Below are 14,152 nucleotides of genomic sequence, written 5' to 3' on the forward strand. Positions count from 1 at the left end.
CCATGCCGAGCCGCAGCCTGCCGGGCATGACGCTCGACCTGCCCGCGCCCGGCCTCGTCACCCTGGCCGATGTGCGGGAGGCCGCCACCCGCATCCAGGGCGCGGTGCTGCGCACGCCCATGGTGCCGGCCCCCGTCATCGGCCGCGCCGCCGGCTGCGAGGTGTGGCTGAAGCTGGACAACCTCCAGGCCACCGGCGCCTTCAAGGAGCGCGGTGCCGCCAACCGGCTGGCGCTGCTGACGGCGCGGGAGAAGGCCACCGGCGTCATCGCCATGTCGGCCGGCAACCACGCCCAGGCGGTGGCCCGCCATGCCAGCCTGCTCGGCATACGCGCCACCATCGTCATGCCGCGCTTCACGCCCGCCACCAAGGTGGTGCGGACCGAGAGCTGGGGCGCCACCGTGGTGCTGCATGGCGAGACCCTGGCCGAGGCCGCGGCGCACGCCCATGCGCTGGCGCTGCGCGAGGGGCTGACCTTCATCCACCCCTATGACGACCCGGGCGTGATGGCCGGCCAGGGCACCATGGCGATCGAGATGATCGAGGACGCGCCGGGGCTGGACACGCTGGTCTTTCCCGTCGGCGGCGGCGGGCTGCTGGCCGGCTGCGCCGCCGCGGCGCTGGAGCTGAACCCCGGCCTCACCGTCTATGGCGTCGAGGTGGAAGGCTACCCGGCCATGGCGCAGCGCCTGGCCGGGCAGCCCGTGGCGGTCGGCGGCCCGACCATCGCCGAGGGCATCGCCGTGCGCGATGTGGGCGAGGCCCCCTATGCGCTGCTCAGGAGTCTCGGCATCGAGGTGCTGGTGGTGCCGGAGCGGGCGGTGGAACAGGGCGTGGCCCTGCTGGCCGAGGGCGCCAAGGTGGTGGCCGAGGGCGCCGGCGCGGCCGGCGTCGCGGCGCTGCTGGCGCATCCGGGGCGCTTCGCCGGCCGCAAGGTCGGCACCCCGGTCTGCGGCGGCAACATCGATGCCCGGGCGCTCTCCAACGTGCTGCTGCGCCAGTTGCTGCGGGATGGCCGCATCCTGCGCCTGCATTTCGACATCCCCGACCGCCCCGGCGTGCTGGCCGACATCTCGAAGCGCATCTCGGATGCCGGCGGCAACGTCATCGAGGTGAAGCACCAGCAGCTCTTCGGCGCGCCCACGGTGCAGTCCACCGAGCTGGAGCTGATGATCGAGGTGCGCGACGCCGCACAGGGCAATGCCATCATCGCCGCGATGGAAGCCGCCAACTACGTGGTGCGGCGGGGTTGAGGGCGCGCGGGGGAGGCAGGCCCTCCCCCGCCTTGCCGTACGCTTCCTTATTTCACGTCCAGCGGCACGCCGGGCACTTCCTTGGCGGTGTGGATGGTCTGCAACGTGGTCACCCGCCCCACATTCGGCGCGGCGGTCAGGCGGTTGGTCAGGGCGTTCTCATGCGCCGTGTCGCGCGCCACCAGCCGCAGCAGGAAGTCGCCCCCGCCACGGATCATGTGGCATTCCCGCACCTCCGGCCAGGTGGTCACCTCCGCCTCGAAGGCGGAGAGGATGGCGTGCTTCTGGCTCTCCAGCCCCACCACCGCGAAGAAGGTGATCTGCCAGCCCAGCGCCACGGGGTCGATGTCGGCGTGGTAGCCGCGGATGATGCCGCCCTCCTCCAGCCGGCGCACCCGGCGCAGGCAGGGCGGCGCGGAGAGCTCCACCCGCCGGGCCAGCTCCACATTGGTCATCCGGCCATCGGCCTGAAGTTCCGCGAGGATCTGGCGGTCTACCGCATCCAGGTTGTCGATCGTTTCAGGCTTCATCGGAACCGTTTCGTTGCTCGAGCGGCGTTTCAGGCGCAATATCCTTGCACGAGCCCTTCTATTCAAGGCATCGGGTTGCGGGGAAACGGGTTCTTTCCGATATCCTGCGACAACAGAGCGATTCCGGGACCAAGCCCTTGTCTGAACTGCACCGCACCCGCCTTCTGATCCTCGGGGCCGGCCCCGCCGGCTACACGGCGGCCATCTACGCCGCCCGCGCCGGGCTGGAGCCGCTGATCGTGGCCGGCATGCAGCCGGGCGGGCAGCTCACCATCACCACCGAGGTCGAGAACTATCCCGGATTCGCCGCCCCCATCCAGGGCCCCTGGCTGATGGAGCAGATGCGCGAGCAGGCCGAGCATGTCGGCGCCCGCATCCACCACGACCTGATCACCGCCGTCGACTTCGCCGCCGGCCCGCCCTTCCGCTGCACCGGCGATTCGGGCGACAGCTACGAGGCCGAGGCCGTGGTCATCGCCACCGGCGCCCAGGCCAAGTGGCTGGGCATCCCGGGCGAGAAGGAGCTTTCCGGCTTCGGCGTCTCGGCCTGCGCCACCTGCGACGGCTTCTTCTACCGCAACAAGGACGTCGCGGTGATCGGCGGCGGCAACTCCGCGGTGGAGGAAGCGCTTTACCTCTCCAACCTGGCGCGGCACGTGACGCTGATTCACCGCCGCGACACGCTACGGGCGGAGCGGATCCTGCAGAAGCGGCTGATGGCCAAGAGCAACGTGACGATCCTCTGGAACACGCTGACCGAGCAGGTCCTGGCGGAGACCGGGGGGCGCACGCCCGTGGCACGCGGCCTCGCCCTGCGCGACCGCGACACCGGCCAGGCGCGGGAACTGGCGGTGGATGGCGTCTTCGTCGCCATCGGCCACGCCCCGGCCACGAGCCTGTTCAAGGGACAGCTGGACATGGATGCGGAAGGATATCTGGTGACGGCCCCTGATTCGACGCGGACCAGCCGGGCAGGCATCTTCGCCGCCGGCGATGTGCAGGATCGTGTCTACCGCCAGGCGGTGACGGCCGCCGGCACCGGCTGCATGGCGGCGCTGGAGGCGGAGAAGTTCCTCGCTGAGCGCGAGGACGCCGCCGCCACCGCCGAAGCCGCCTGACCCGCCATGCCGCTCGATTGGGACAAGCTCCGGGTCTTCCACGCCGTCGCCGAGGCGGGCAGCTTCACCCATGCGGGTGAGTCGCTGAACCTCAGCCAGTCGGCCGTCTCGCGCCAGATCCAGGCGCTGGAGGAGGCGCTGCAGGTGCCCCTCTTCCACCGCCATGCGCGCGGCCTGATCCTGACGGAGCAGGGCGAGACGCTGAACCGCACCGTGCGGGAGGTCTTCGCCAAGCTGGCGATGACCGAGGCGCTGCTGACCGAGAGCCGGGAACGCGCCGCAGGCCGGCTGAAGGTGACCACCACCACCGGCTTCGGCACCACCTGGCTGGCGCCGCGCCTGCGCCGCTTCATGGGCCTGCACAGCGACGTGACGGTGACGCTGCTGCTGGACGACGCCGATCTCGACCTCGCCATGCGCGAGGCGGATGTCGCCATCCGCATGCACCCGCCGAAGCAGCCGGACCTGATCCAGCGGCATGTCGCCACCTTCGGCTGGAAGGTGGTGGGCTCGCCGGAATACCTGAAGCAGGCCGGCATCCCGCAGCGGGCCGAGGATCTCGATGCCCACCGGCTGATCGTCTATGGCGATTACCGGCCACCGGTGGAAAGCATCAACTGGCTGCTGGAAGCCGGGCGCCGCCCCGGAAGCCCGCGCCGCGCGGCGGTGGAGGTGAACAGCCTGCCCGCCATGCTGCACGCCGTGCGCTCCGGCCTCGGCCTCGCCGCCCTGCCCGACTACATGGGCGACGACCTGCGCGACCTCATTCCGGTGCTGGGCGACCTCAAGGCGCCGCGCATCGACGCCTATTTCGTCTATCCGGAAGAGATGCGGCATTCCAAGCGTGTCGGCGTGTTCCGCGACTTCCTGGTGTCCGAACTGGCCAGCCTCAACGGCTGAGGGAGGACGCGAAAACTTCATCATGCGCGGAACGCATGGCGGAGTGGCGATATTCGACCTACGCGCATGCTGCGACGCACATTAGGGTCTCTTCATCCGGCGACTAGGTCGGAAAGGGTCTCTGACCCTTCGTCTCCCAGACGTGAAGCCTCCCTGTATGACTGGCCTGGAAAACTCTGTTTTCCGGGCCTCTTTTTTTGGCTTCCCGCTTTCGGTGACGTTGGCCTTTCCCCATGCGGCCAGGAAGGGTATCGACCCTGGCTTGGCAGAGAGGGGAAAGCCGGCATGGGCCGCAAGCGTTCCAAGAGCATCCCGAACACCCGCGCTCCTCGTCTGGCCGGCCCGTCCTCGGCGGCACCTCAGGGAGCGGCCGCACAGGGTGAGGTCGAGCGTCTGCGGCAGGAGCTGGAGGAGGCCCGCGCCCTGCTACGCGAGATCAGCCAGGGGCCGGAGGGCGAGAGGAGCCGGGTGGCGCGCCGCCTCGCCACGCTGGAGGAGGAACGGCAGGTCGCCCGCGGCCACGCGGTGGAGGCCGCCCTCGCCCGCTCCCGCGCGGAGGCCGAGCTGAAGGCGTTGCGCGACGCCATCCACAAGGCACCGGGCCTGCAAGGCTGGCTGCTGCGGCGCGCCAGCCGCCACCTGCTGAAAGGCTGAGGCACGCGCTCTTTCCCGAGTCTGGCTTCGTTACCGGCTTGCCCGGCGGCTGTCCTGCGGCAGAGTGGGGCGGCAACGAACGAAAGACAGGGGAAACGTCCATGCCCAGCAGCTTCACACCCGGCCTCCCGCGCCGCCAGGCGCTCACGCTAGGCGCGGCGGGCCTCGCCGCGCTGGCGCCCGGCGGCGGGGCCCGGGCCGAGGCCTGGCCGGCCCGGCCCATCCGCATCGTCGTGCCCTATGCGCCGGGCGGCACCACCGACATCGCCGCCCGCCTGGTCGGCGAGCAGCTTTCCCGCCGCCTCGGCCAGCCGGTCGTCATCGAGAACCGCCCCGGCGCCAACAGCATCCTGGGCGCCGGGGTCGTCGCCAGCAGCCCGCTCGATGGCTATTCCTTCGTCATGGTGATCGGCGCGCACGCCGCCAACGCCACGCTGTTCAAGGGCCGCCTGCCCTTCGACCCCGTGGCGGATTTCGCCCCCGTCTCGCATGTCGTCTCGGCGCCGCTGATCCTGGCCGGCAGCGGGAAGATGCGGCCCCGCACCCTGCCCGAGCTCCTGGCCGAGGCGAAGGCCAAGCCGGGAGCGCTGAACTTCGGCTCCAGCGGCATAGGCGCGGCGGCGCACCTGACGATGGAGGATCTGCAGGCGCGCACCGGCACCCGGCTGGTGCATGTGCCCTATCGCGGCACCCAGCCGGCGCTGCAGGACCTGATCGCCGGCAACATCAGCGCCATGTTCGACACCTACTCGACCCTGCGGCCGCAATTCGAGGCCGGCAACGCCCGCCCGCTCGCCATCGCCAGCGCCGCCCGCCCGCCCTTCGCGCCGGACATCCCGACCTTCGCCGAAGCCGGCGTGCCGGATTTCGTCTCCTCCACCTGGTGCCTGCTGCTGGCGCCGGCCCGCACGCCGCCCGAGATCGTGCGCCGCGTCTCGACCGAGATCGCCGCCATCGTGCGGGAGCCGGCCACCGTGCGGAACCTGGAAGGCATGGGCTTCGAGACGGTGGGTGGCACGCCGGAGGAGGCGGGCCGCTTCCTGGAGGCCGAGATCGCGCGCTGGGCGGCGGTGATCCGCGCCGCCAATGTGCAGGTGGAGTAGCGCGGGGCCGGCGGCGGGGCCAATTGCCCCGCCGCCGCGGAAATTGGATGCGAACGCTTCTCATCCGCGCTATGCAGGGGCGCATGACGCCTTTCCCCTTCCTCACCGGCCCCCTGACCCGCGCCGGCGCAGGGCTGGTGCCGCTGGGCACGCCGGGCCCTTCGCTGCCGCTGGCCGCGCTGATGGCGCCCGGCGGCGTGGAGGCGATCCTGGCGCCGCTGCTGCGCCGCCAGCCGGGGCAGGACCGGCGCGCTCTGCTCTCGCTGTGGAGCCGGCACTATTTCTACACCCTGATCCCGCCGGTGGTGCTGACGCTGCTGCTGGCGCATCGCAGCCTGCCGCTGGCGCCGCAGGGCGGGGCGGTGATGCTGACCGAGCAAGGCATGCCCGCCGCCATCGCCCTGCCCGATGCCGGGCGCGAGGCGCCGCCCCCGGCCGACGCCTTCGCCCGCTTCGCGCCGCTGGTGCAGGAGCATCTGGCGCCGCTGATCGCGCATTGGGCGGCCGAGGCGCGGCTGGCGCCCCGGGTGCTCTGGGCCAACGCCGCCAGCTACTTCGCCTGGATCGTGCGGGAGGCCGCCACCGCCGAGGGCGCGCCGCCCGGCAGCGCGGCGCCAGGCCAGGCCGTCATCGAGGCCACGCACTGGCCAGATGGCTCGGCCAACCCACTGCACGAGCCGATGCGCCTGCTGGAAGGGCCGGAGGGGCGGCAGCACTGGCGCAAGGTCTGCTGCCTGCTCTACCGCCTGCCGGAACGCCAGGAATGCCCCTATTGCCCGCTGCTGCTGCGCGGCGGCGACAGGAAATCCTGCGGCGGCGCAGGCTGAGCTCAGACAGGCCCATCTTTGCGGCTTGGCAAGGGGCGCCGGCTTGGCTACCCGGCTGAGGCATGGACACCTTCATTCCCGCGCTGCTGCTGCTCTCGGGCGGTGCCTTCATCCACACCCGCTCCAACGTGCCGGAGCTGCGCCCGGCCTCCGACGCGGCCGACACGATCTGGAAGCTCCTGGCCAGGCTGGCCTTCTTCCTGTGGATCGGCCTGCTGGTGTGGGGCATCTACATGCGGCCGCTGACCACCGCTGCGGTGGGCTTCGGGCTGTCGCTGGTCTTCAACCTGCTGCTGGCCAGCCGTGGCCCCCGCAGCATCTGGCCGGGCCTGTCCATGGGCTTCTGCGCGGCGGGGCTGGCGCTCGGCGTCTATACCGTGCTGGGCTGAGCCCTCCGGAGAGGAGGAAACGGCATGATCTTCGAGGGATTCGTCCTGGAGGAACGCGACGTCGCGGGCCAGACGCTGCGCCTGCGCCGGGGGGGCGAGGGCCCGCCCCTGCTGCTGCTGCACGGCAACCCGCAGACCCATGCCATGTGGCACCGTATCGCGCCCCTTCTGGCCGAGCGCCACACGGTGATCTGCCCGGACCTGCGCGGCTACGGCTTCTCCGGCAAGCCGGGACCGACCCCCGACCATGCGCCCTACGCCAAGCGCGCCATGGCAGCCGACATGCTGGGGCTGATGCGCGGCCTCGGCCATGAGCGCTTCCGCGTGCTGGCGCATGACCGCGGCGCCCGCGTGGCGCACCGGCTGGCGCTGGACGCGCCGGAGGCGGTGGAGCGGCTCGCCCTGCTCGACATCGTGCCGACGATCGAGCATTTCGAGCGCACCGACATGGCCTTCGCGCTCGGCTACTACCACTGGTTCTTCCTGGCGCAGAAGCACGACCTGCCGGAGCGCATGATCCTGCGCGACGTCGAGGACTGGTTCGACCTGCAGACCTCGCGCGAGCCGAAGGACAGGGGCTTCTTCCACCCCGAGGCGCGTGCCGACTACCTCGCCGCGCTGCGCCGGCCCGGCACTGTCACCGCCATCTGCGAGGATTACCGCGCCGCCGCCACCATCGACCTGGAGCATGACCGCGCCAGCCGCGCGGCGGGGGAGAAGATCCGCTGCCCGCTGATGGTGCTGTGGGGCGAGAAGGGGAAGATCGGCCAGTGGTATCAGCCGCTGGAGCTGTGGCAGGGCTATGCCGCCGGGCCGGTCAGCGGCGGCCCGGTGCGCAGCGGCCACTACCTCGCCGAGGAGGCGCCGGAGGCGGTGCTCGCGGCGGTCGGGCCGTTCCTGCGTTGAGGACGTGAAAAGGGCCGGGGGATGCCTCCCCCGGCCCGGTCTCGCACAGGCCGTTCAGGCGGCGCGGCGGGGGCCGTGGTCGCCCTCGCGCACCTCCTCGATGATCTTCGCGACGAAGGCATCGAGATCCTCGGGCGAGCGGCTGGTGACGATGCCCTGGTCGGTCACCACCTCCTGGTCCAGCCAGTTGGCGCCGGCATTCTGCACATCGGTCTTGATCGAGGCGAAGGAGGTCATCTTGCGGCCCTTCGCCAGCCCGGCCTCCACCAGGATCCACGGGCCGTGGCAGATCGAGGCCACCACCTTGCCCTTGGCGGCGAAGTCCCGCACCAGGCTGATGACGGCGGGGTTCACGCGCAGCTGGTCCGGGTTCAGCACGCCGCCGGGCAGCACGATGGCGTCGTAGTCATCGGCGGCGGCCTCCTCCAGCTTGCGGTCCACCGGCACCTTGCGGCCCCAATCCTCCGGCTGCTTCTGGCCGTCCCAGGCGACGATGCTGCCGGGCTCGCGGGTCTTGCCGGGCGCGGCCACATGCACGGTGGCACCGGCGGCGCGCAGCTTCTCCAGCGGCACGAACAGCTCGGATTCCTCGAAGCCGTCCGTGGCGAGAATCAGGATCTTGCTCTGCTGAATGTCGGGCATGTCGTGGTCTCCCTTGCGTGTCGCGGGGAGAACACGGAAGGCGCGGGGGAGTTTTCGCCCCCCCTGCCCGCTTTGCGCGGGTCAGGACAGCACGAGGAACAGGTCCGTATCCCCGGTCCGGGCACCCTCGGCCGTCAGCAGGGCATGGGCCTGGCCGCGATGATGCGTCTGGTGGTTGAAGAAATGCACCACCAGCAGGGCCATGGGGCGGGTCACCTCGCGGCCAGCGGCGCCGCTGTACCAGGTGAGGTCACCCGCCAGCCGCGCCGCGTCCAGCCCCGCCGCCCAGGCCTCGATGCGCGCGTCGAGCGCCACGCGGGCGGCGGCCAGCGCGGCGAAGTCACGGATCATGCCGGCGCTCTCGGGCAGCTTGGCCGGCGGCGGCGGCCCGCCATCGAAGCGGCTCATCCACTGCATGTCGCCCCAGACCAGATGGCAGAGCGTGCCGTGCAGCGAGCCGAAGAAAGCGCCGCGCGGGCGTGTCCGCGCCGCCTCGTCCAGCCTGGAGGCGGCGGCGTAGAAGCGGCGGTTCATCTCGCTGTTGTAGGCCGCCATGGCGCGGCAGTATTCCGGCGTGATCATTCCGCGAGCGTAGGACAAGGGCGGGCGGCCCGGAAGGGGTGCCCCCTCCCGGCCCGGCCCTCAGAGCGTGCGGTAGAGCAGCAGCTGGTCGGTCAGCGCGCCCGTGGCATCGCGCGAGAAGCCCGGGATGCGCCCCGCCGCCACCCAGCCCCGGCTGCGGCACAGCGCCTCGGCCGCCGCGCCGGCACGGATGTCGAGCGTCAGCAGCGAGCGGCCGATGCCGCGCGCCGCCTGCTCCACCCGCTGCATCAGCGCCCGGCCGATGCCCCGGCGGCGGAAATCCGGGTGCACCAGGAGCTGCTCCACCACGGCGCGGTGCGCCTGGTCCTGCGGCATGGCGAGGTTGAGCTGCACCGTGCCGGCCACCCGCCCCTCCTGCCAGGCCACCAGCAGCAGCTTGTTGCCCAGCGCCGCCTCGCCCGAGACGCGCCGCCAGAAGGCGCGCGCCGTCTCGAGGGAGAGCGGCGGCAGGTGACCGGTGGCGGCGCCATCGGCCACGCAGGCCACCAGCATCTCCGCCAGGCTGCGCTCGGCGCTGGCGGCGGCGGCGGCGTCCAGCGCCTCCACCACCAGCCCGACCAGCGGCTTGGCGTAGCGGAATTCCAGCGATTTCGAGATGTCGTCGAGGATGCGGATGGAGCCGGAGCGGACATAGCCGCGCTTCTCGTAGAAGCGGTGCGCCGCCTCGAAGCGGGTGTCCGTCCAGAGCACGATCCGCTGCGCGCCCTGGGCGCGGGCATGCTCCTCCGCGCCGCCGAGCAGGGCATGGGCGAGGCCGGTGCCGCGCTGCGCCTTCTCGACATACATCTTGCAGATCTCCCAGGCGCGGTCGGAGCCGAGCGGCCGCGTGGCCACCATGCCCACCACGCGCCCCGCCGCCTCCGCCGCCCAGAGCGCGCCGCCGGCCGCCGCGAAATAGCTGGCGAGCGCCCGCAGCTCGGGCACCTCGCCATCCACGTCGAGGATGCAGTTCGGGTACTCGCCCCAGGCATCGCCGACGAGGCGGATGAAATCCGCCGCGTCCGCGTCCCGCCCGGCGCGCAGCGTGAAGCCGGCGCCGCTCACGCCAGCTCCCGGCAGAACTCCTGGATGCGCGCGCAGGCCTCGCGCAGGCTTTCCGTGTCGGTGGCGTAGGAGATGCGCAGATAGGGGCTCATGCCGTAGGCCGTGCCCTGCACGGTGGCCACCAGCTTCTCCTCCAGCAGGGCCAGGGCGAAATCGGTGTCCGTCTCCAGCCTGCGGCCGCCCTTGCTGGTCTTGCCGATGCAGCCGGCGATGTCGGGGTAGACGTAGAAGGCGCCCTCGGGCTTGTGGCAGACCATGCCGGGGGCCTGGTTCAGCATCTCCACCACCAGGTCGCGCCGCTCGCGGTAGATGGCGGCACGCTCGGCGACCAGATCCTGCGGCCCTTCCAGCGCGGCCACGGCGGCGGCCTGGCTGATGGTGCTGATGCCGCTGGTGAGCTGGCCCTGCATGTTGGTCATCGCCTTGATCAGCGGCTTCGGGCCGCCGGCGAAGCCGACGCGCCAGCCGGTCATGGCATAGGTCTTGGAGGTGCCGTTGACCGTCAGCACCCGGTCCTTCAGCCGCGGCTCGACATCGGCGATGGTGCAGAAGCCGCCCTCATAGACGAGGTGCTCGTACATGTCGTCGGTCAGGATCCAGACATGCGGGTGCTTCAGCATCACCGCCGCGATCGCCTGCATCTCCGCGCGGGAGCAGGCGGCGCCGGTCGGGTTGTTCGGGAAGTTCAGGAACAGCCACTTGGTCTTCGGCGTGATGGCCGCGTCCAGATCCTCCGGGCGCAGCTTGAAGCCGTTGTTCTGCGGGCAGTTGACGAAGGTGGGCGTGGCCGTCGCCAGCTTCGCCATGTCGGCGTAGCTGACCCAGTAGGGGGCGGGGATCAGCACCTCGTCGCCCTGGTCGCAGGTGGCGAGCAGCGCGTCCATGATGATCTGCTTGCCGCCATTGGCGACGATGATCTCGTCCAGCGCGTAGTCGAGGTTGTTGTCGCGCTTGAACTTCTTCTGCACCGCCTTCTTCAGCGCCGGCGTGCCGTCGGTCGGCGGGTACTTGGTGTCGCCGGAGAGCGCCGCCTGGTGCGCCGCCTCGATGGCATGGGCGGGGGTGGCGAAGTCGGGCTCGCCGGCGGCGAGGCTGATCACCTTCTTGCCTTCGGCGGCCAGCGCCCGGGCACGGGTGCCCATGACAACGGAGGCGGAGACGGCAATGTCGTTCAGACGACCGGCGAGGGCGGGCATGGCTGGGATGATCTCCGACATGTCAGGCGAACAAGGGGGCGCAGCCTAGGCCCGGCCGCGCCGCGCGCCAAGGTGGCGCGCGCTTGATGCAGCGCAAGGCGCCCTGCCGCCCCGCCCCGTAGCGTGCCGCGCGCAGCAGAAGGATTGGCAGATGGCCAGGATGATGCGGGCCGCCGTGGCGCGGCAATTCGGCGCCCCCCTGACGATCGAGGAGGTGCCGGTGCCCGAGCCCGGGCCCGGCCAGGTGCTGGTCCGCCTCGCCGCCACCGGCGTCTGCCACACGGACCTGCACGCGGTGAAGGGGGATTGGCCGGTGAAGCCGCGCCCGCCCTTCATCCCGGGGCATGAGGGGGTGGGCCATGTGGCCGCGCTGGGCGCCGGGGTGCGGCGGGTGCGGGAGGGGGACCGCGTCGGCGTGCCCTGGCTGCACACCGCCTGCGGCGGCTGCCCGCATTGCCGCACCGGCTGGGAGACGCTCTGCGCCCGCCAGCAGAACACCGGCTACTCGGTCAACGGCACCTTCGCCGAATACGTGGTGGCGGATCCGGACTATGTCGGCCTGCTGCCGGACGCGCTGGATTTCGGCCCGGCCGCACCGGTGCTCTGCGCCGGCGTCACCGTCTACAAGGGGCTGAAGGAGACGGAGGCGCGGCCCGGCGAGTGGGTGGCCATCTCCGGCATCGGCGGGCTTGGCCACATGGCGGTGCAGTATGCCCGGGCCATGGGGCTGCACGTGGCGGCCGTGGACGTGCACCCGGAGAAGCTGGAGTTGGCCCGCAACCTCGGCGCCGACCTGGTGGTGAACGCGCGGGAGCAGGACCCGGGCGAGGTGCTGCAGCGCCGCGCGGGCGGCATGCATGGCGTGCTCGTCACCGCCGTCTCGCCCGCCGCCTTCGAGCAGGCCTTCGCCATGCTGCGGCCGCACGGCACCATGGCGCTGGTCGGCCTGCCGCCGGGCCGCTTCGCCATGCCGATCTTCGACACGGTGCTGAAGCGCATCACCGTGCGCGGCTCGATCGTCGGCACGAGGCAGGACCTGGAGGAGGCGCTGGCCTTCGCCGGAGAGGGCAAGGTGGAATCCCACTTCAGCTGGGGCCGGCTGGAGGAGATCAACGACATCTTCGCCCGCATGGAGCGCGGCGCGATCGATGGCCGCATCGTGCTGAAGCTGGGCTGAGGCACCCCGCGCCCGGCGGAGGGAGGGCGGCGCGCCGCCCGCCCTCCCCCTCCGCTCAGGTCACTTCAGCCCGGCGCAGAAGCGCTGGATGCGCGTGCAGGCCTCGGTCAGCGAGGCGTCGTCGGTCGCGTAGCTGATGCGGAAATGGCCGGGGAACATGAAGGCCGAGCCGTGCACGGCGGCGACGCCCTCATCCTCCAGCAGCGCGGTGACGAAATCCTCGTCCGTCTCGATCTTCTTGCCGGAGGCCGTGGTCTTGCCCAGGCAGCCATGGATCGAGGGGAAGACGTAGAAGGCGCCATCGGGCACGATGCAGTGGATGCCCGGCGCCTGGTTCAGCAGCCCCACCACCAGGTCGCGGCGGCGCTCATAGACGACGCGCATCGCCTCGACCGAATCCTGCGGCCCCGTCAGCGCCTCGACGGCGGCGGCCTGCGAGATGGAGGAGGTGTTGGAGGTGGACTGGCCCTGCAGCTTGTCCATCGCCTTGATCAGCTTCACCGGCGCGCCGGCGAAGCCGATGCGCCAGCCGGTCATGGCGTAGGCCTTGGAGCAGCCATTCATCGTCACGGTCCGCTCCTTCAGGCGCGGCTCCACCGCGACCAGGGTGCGGGCCTTGAAGCCGCCATAGGTCAGCTTCTCGTAGATGTCGTCGGTGAAGATCCAGATGTCCGGGTGGCGCAGCAGCACCTCGGCCAGCGCCTTCAGCTCCTCCGCGCTGTAGGCGGCGCCGGTCGGGTTGGAGGGGTTGTTCAGCATGAACCACTTGGTGCGGGGCGTGATCGCCGCCTCGAGCTGCTCGGGCGTGATCTTGAAGCCCTGGTTCTGCCCGGCCGGCACGATCACCGGCTTGCCCTCGGCCAGCGTCACGATGTCGGGGTAGGAGACCCAGCACGGCGCCGGGATGATCGCCTCGTCGCCGGCGTCGATCGTGGCCAGGATGGCGTTGAAGATCACCTGCTTGCCGCCGGTGGAGACGACGATCTCCTCCGGCTTGTACTCCACCCCGTGCTCGCGGCGGAAATAGGTGGCGCAGGCCTCGCGCAGCGCCCTGGTGCCGGCGACGTCGGTGTAGCGGGTCTCACCCTTCTCGATCGCCGCGATCGCCGCGTCCTTGACGTTGCGGGGGGTGTCGAAATCGGGCTCCCCGGCCGAGAGGCTGATGACATTCTTGCCCTCGGCCTTCAGCGCCCGCGCCTTGGCGGTGATGGCGATGGTCTGGGAGGGGGCGATGCGGTCGAGCCGCTCGGCGATCAGGTTCATGGAAGGATGGGTCCAACTCGAAAGACGGCGGACCCTAGACCCCAGCCGGCCGCCCCGACAAGGCGCCATGCCGCCCGGCGGGGCCGATTCCGCCATGGCGCGGCGCCAAGGCCGGGCCGGCCGTTCCGCCACCGCTCTGGCAGCCCCTGCCCTGCCCGCGGGGGAGCGGCCCTAGTCGCGCAGCGGAGCGGGCAAGGTGTCATCCGTCCTCCGGCTCAGCAGCACGACACCGATCGCCAGCACCCCGAGCACCACATGCGGCACCCAGACCTCCTCCGAAAAGCCGAGCAGCCAGGGGGAGGCCAGCAGGGCGAGCGCCGCCACCACATCCAGCACCAGATGGATGCGGAAAGGGATCAGCTTCAGCAGACCCAGCCGGTAATTGGTCAGCAGGCTGTAGAGGATGGCCCCGAAGCCGAAGGCCCAGAACACCATGCGTGCCGGTTCCTGCCAGGCGAAGCCGAGGAAGTACGGTATTCCGATCAGTACGACGCCATAGATATAGTCGATCAGGGCGTGAATGCTGCGGGGTATGAGCATCGACATT

The 14,152-nt window shown here is 71.2% G+C and carries 16 protein-coding genes; 9 read left to right on the top strand and 7 right to left on the bottom strand.

What is annotated here, in order from left to right; translation table 11 throughout:
- Positions 1-2: 2 nt before the first annotated feature.
- Complete coding sequence (locus ACFOY6_RS04850) at positions 3-1,253, top strand: threonine ammonia-lyase (RefSeq protein WP_245906174.1); 1,251 nt, start codon at positions 3-5, stop codon at positions 1,251-1,253.
- Between the two features lie 47 nt (positions 1,254-1,300).
- Here the strand turns inward: ACFOY6_RS04850 and ACFOY6_RS04855 are convergent, their stop codons facing one another.
- The gene (locus tag ACFOY6_RS04855) at positions 1,301-1,783 is read right to left on the bottom strand and encodes an Lrp/AsnC family transcriptional regulator (protein ID WP_109516121.1); all 483 of its coding nucleotides are present in this window, start codon (positions 1,781-1,783) and stop codon (positions 1,301-1,303) included.
- 137 nt (positions 1,784-1,920) lie between these two features.
- Between ACFOY6_RS04855 and trxB the strand changes: the two genes are divergently transcribed.
- The 7 genes from trxB to ACFOY6_RS04890 all read left to right on the top strand — a co-directional run bounded on the left by trxB (position 1,921) and on the right by ACFOY6_RS04890 (position 7,680).
- On the top strand, positions 1,921-2,901 hold the full coding sequence (gene trxB, locus ACFOY6_RS04860) for a thioredoxin-disulfide reductase (protein WP_109516122.1): 981 nt from the start codon (positions 1,921-1,923) through the stop codon (positions 2,899-2,901).
- Positions 2,902-2,907: 6 nt separating this feature from the next.
- Positions 2,908-3,801 (top strand): LysR family transcriptional regulator, encoded by an 894-nt coding sequence (locus ACFOY6_RS04865; RefSeq protein WP_379649259.1) that lies wholly within the window; start codon positions 2,908-2,910, stop codon positions 3,799-3,801.
- A gap of 285 nt (positions 3,802-4,086) precedes the next feature.
- Positions 4,087-4,455 carry a hypothetical protein gene (locus tag ACFOY6_RS04870; protein WP_379633386.1) on the top strand — a complete coding sequence of 123 codons (369 nt, stop codon included), beginning with the start codon at positions 4,087-4,089 and terminating at the stop codon, positions 4,453-4,455.
- 101 nt (positions 4,456-4,556) lie between these two features.
- A complete protein-coding gene (locus ACFOY6_RS04875) occupies positions 4,557-5,558 on the top strand; it encodes a tripartite tricarboxylate transporter substrate binding protein (protein ID WP_379649261.1) in 1,002 nt (333 codons plus the stop codon).
- A 47-nt stretch (positions 5,559-5,605) separates the two neighbouring features.
- Positions 5,606-6,385, top strand: coding sequence for a siderophore-iron reductase FhuF (gene fhuF, locus ACFOY6_RS04880; protein ID WP_379649263.1), 780 nt, complete (start codon positions 5,606-5,608; stop codon positions 6,383-6,385).
- Positions 6,386-6,447: 62 nt separating this feature from the next.
- Entirely contained in the window at positions 6,448-6,774 is a 327-nt protein-coding gene (locus tag ACFOY6_RS04885; protein ID WP_109516127.1) for a multidrug DMT transporter permease, read from the top strand.
- 24 nt (positions 6,775-6,798) lie between these two features.
- Positions 6,799-7,680: an alpha/beta fold hydrolase gene (locus ACFOY6_RS04890; protein ID WP_379649266.1), complete on the top strand. Its 882-nt coding sequence runs from the start codon at positions 6,799-6,801 to the stop codon at positions 7,678-7,680.
- A 54-nt stretch (positions 7,681-7,734) separates the two neighbouring features.
- On the opposite strand, the gene ACFOY6_RS04895 is transcribed toward ACFOY6_RS04890, so the two are convergent.
- From ACFOY6_RS04895 to ACFOY6_RS04910, 4 genes are all read right to left on the bottom strand, one after another.
- Complete coding sequence (locus ACFOY6_RS04895; protein ID WP_379633372.1) at positions 7,735-8,322, bottom strand: type 1 glutamine amidotransferase domain-containing protein; 588 nt, start codon at positions 8,320-8,322, stop codon at positions 7,735-7,737.
- Between the two features lie 81 nt (positions 8,323-8,403).
- A complete protein-coding gene (locus ACFOY6_RS04900) occupies positions 8,404-8,922 on the bottom strand; it encodes a DinB family protein (RefSeq protein WP_379649268.1) in 519 nt (172 codons plus the stop codon).
- A 42-nt stretch (positions 8,923-8,964) separates the two neighbouring features.
- Positions 8,965-9,969, bottom strand: coding sequence for a GNAT family N-acetyltransferase (locus tag ACFOY6_RS04905; RefSeq protein WP_379633370.1), 1,005 nt, complete (start codon positions 9,967-9,969; stop codon positions 8,965-8,967).
- Positions 9,966-11,165, bottom strand: coding sequence for a pyridoxal phosphate-dependent aminotransferase (locus tag ACFOY6_RS04910; protein ID WP_379649270.1), 1,200 nt, complete (start codon positions 11,163-11,165; stop codon positions 9,966-9,968). Before ACFOY6_RS04910 ends, ACFOY6_RS04905 begins: the two co-directional genes overlap by 4 nt.
- Positions 11,166-11,316: 151 nt before the next feature.
- Between ACFOY6_RS04910 and ACFOY6_RS04915 the strand changes: the two genes are divergently transcribed.
- Positions 11,317-12,342: a zinc-dependent alcohol dehydrogenase gene (locus ACFOY6_RS04915; protein WP_109516132.1), complete on the top strand. Its 1,026-nt coding sequence runs from the start codon at positions 11,317-11,319 to the stop codon at positions 12,340-12,342.
- Positions 12,343-12,402: 60 nt separating this feature from the next.
- Here ACFOY6_RS04915 and ACFOY6_RS04920 read toward each other — a convergent pair whose 3' ends face one another.
- Positions 12,403-13,605, bottom strand: a complete 1,203-nt coding sequence (locus ACFOY6_RS04920; RefSeq protein WP_379649272.1) for a pyridoxal phosphate-dependent aminotransferase — start codon at positions 13,603-13,605, stop codon at positions 12,403-12,405.
- Between the two features lie 171 nt (positions 13,606-13,776).
- Positions 13,777-14,145, bottom strand: coding sequence for an SPW repeat domain-containing protein (locus ACFOY6_RS04925; protein ID WP_146201838.1), 369 nt, complete (start codon positions 14,143-14,145; stop codon positions 13,777-13,779).
- Between the last annotated feature and the right edge of the window lie 7 nt (positions 14,146-14,152).

The organism is Teichococcus aestuarii (genome assembly GCF_042651065.1).
GTDB lineage: Bacteria > Pseudomonadota > Alphaproteobacteria > Acetobacterales > Acetobacteraceae > Pseudoroseomonas > Pseudoroseomonas aestuarii.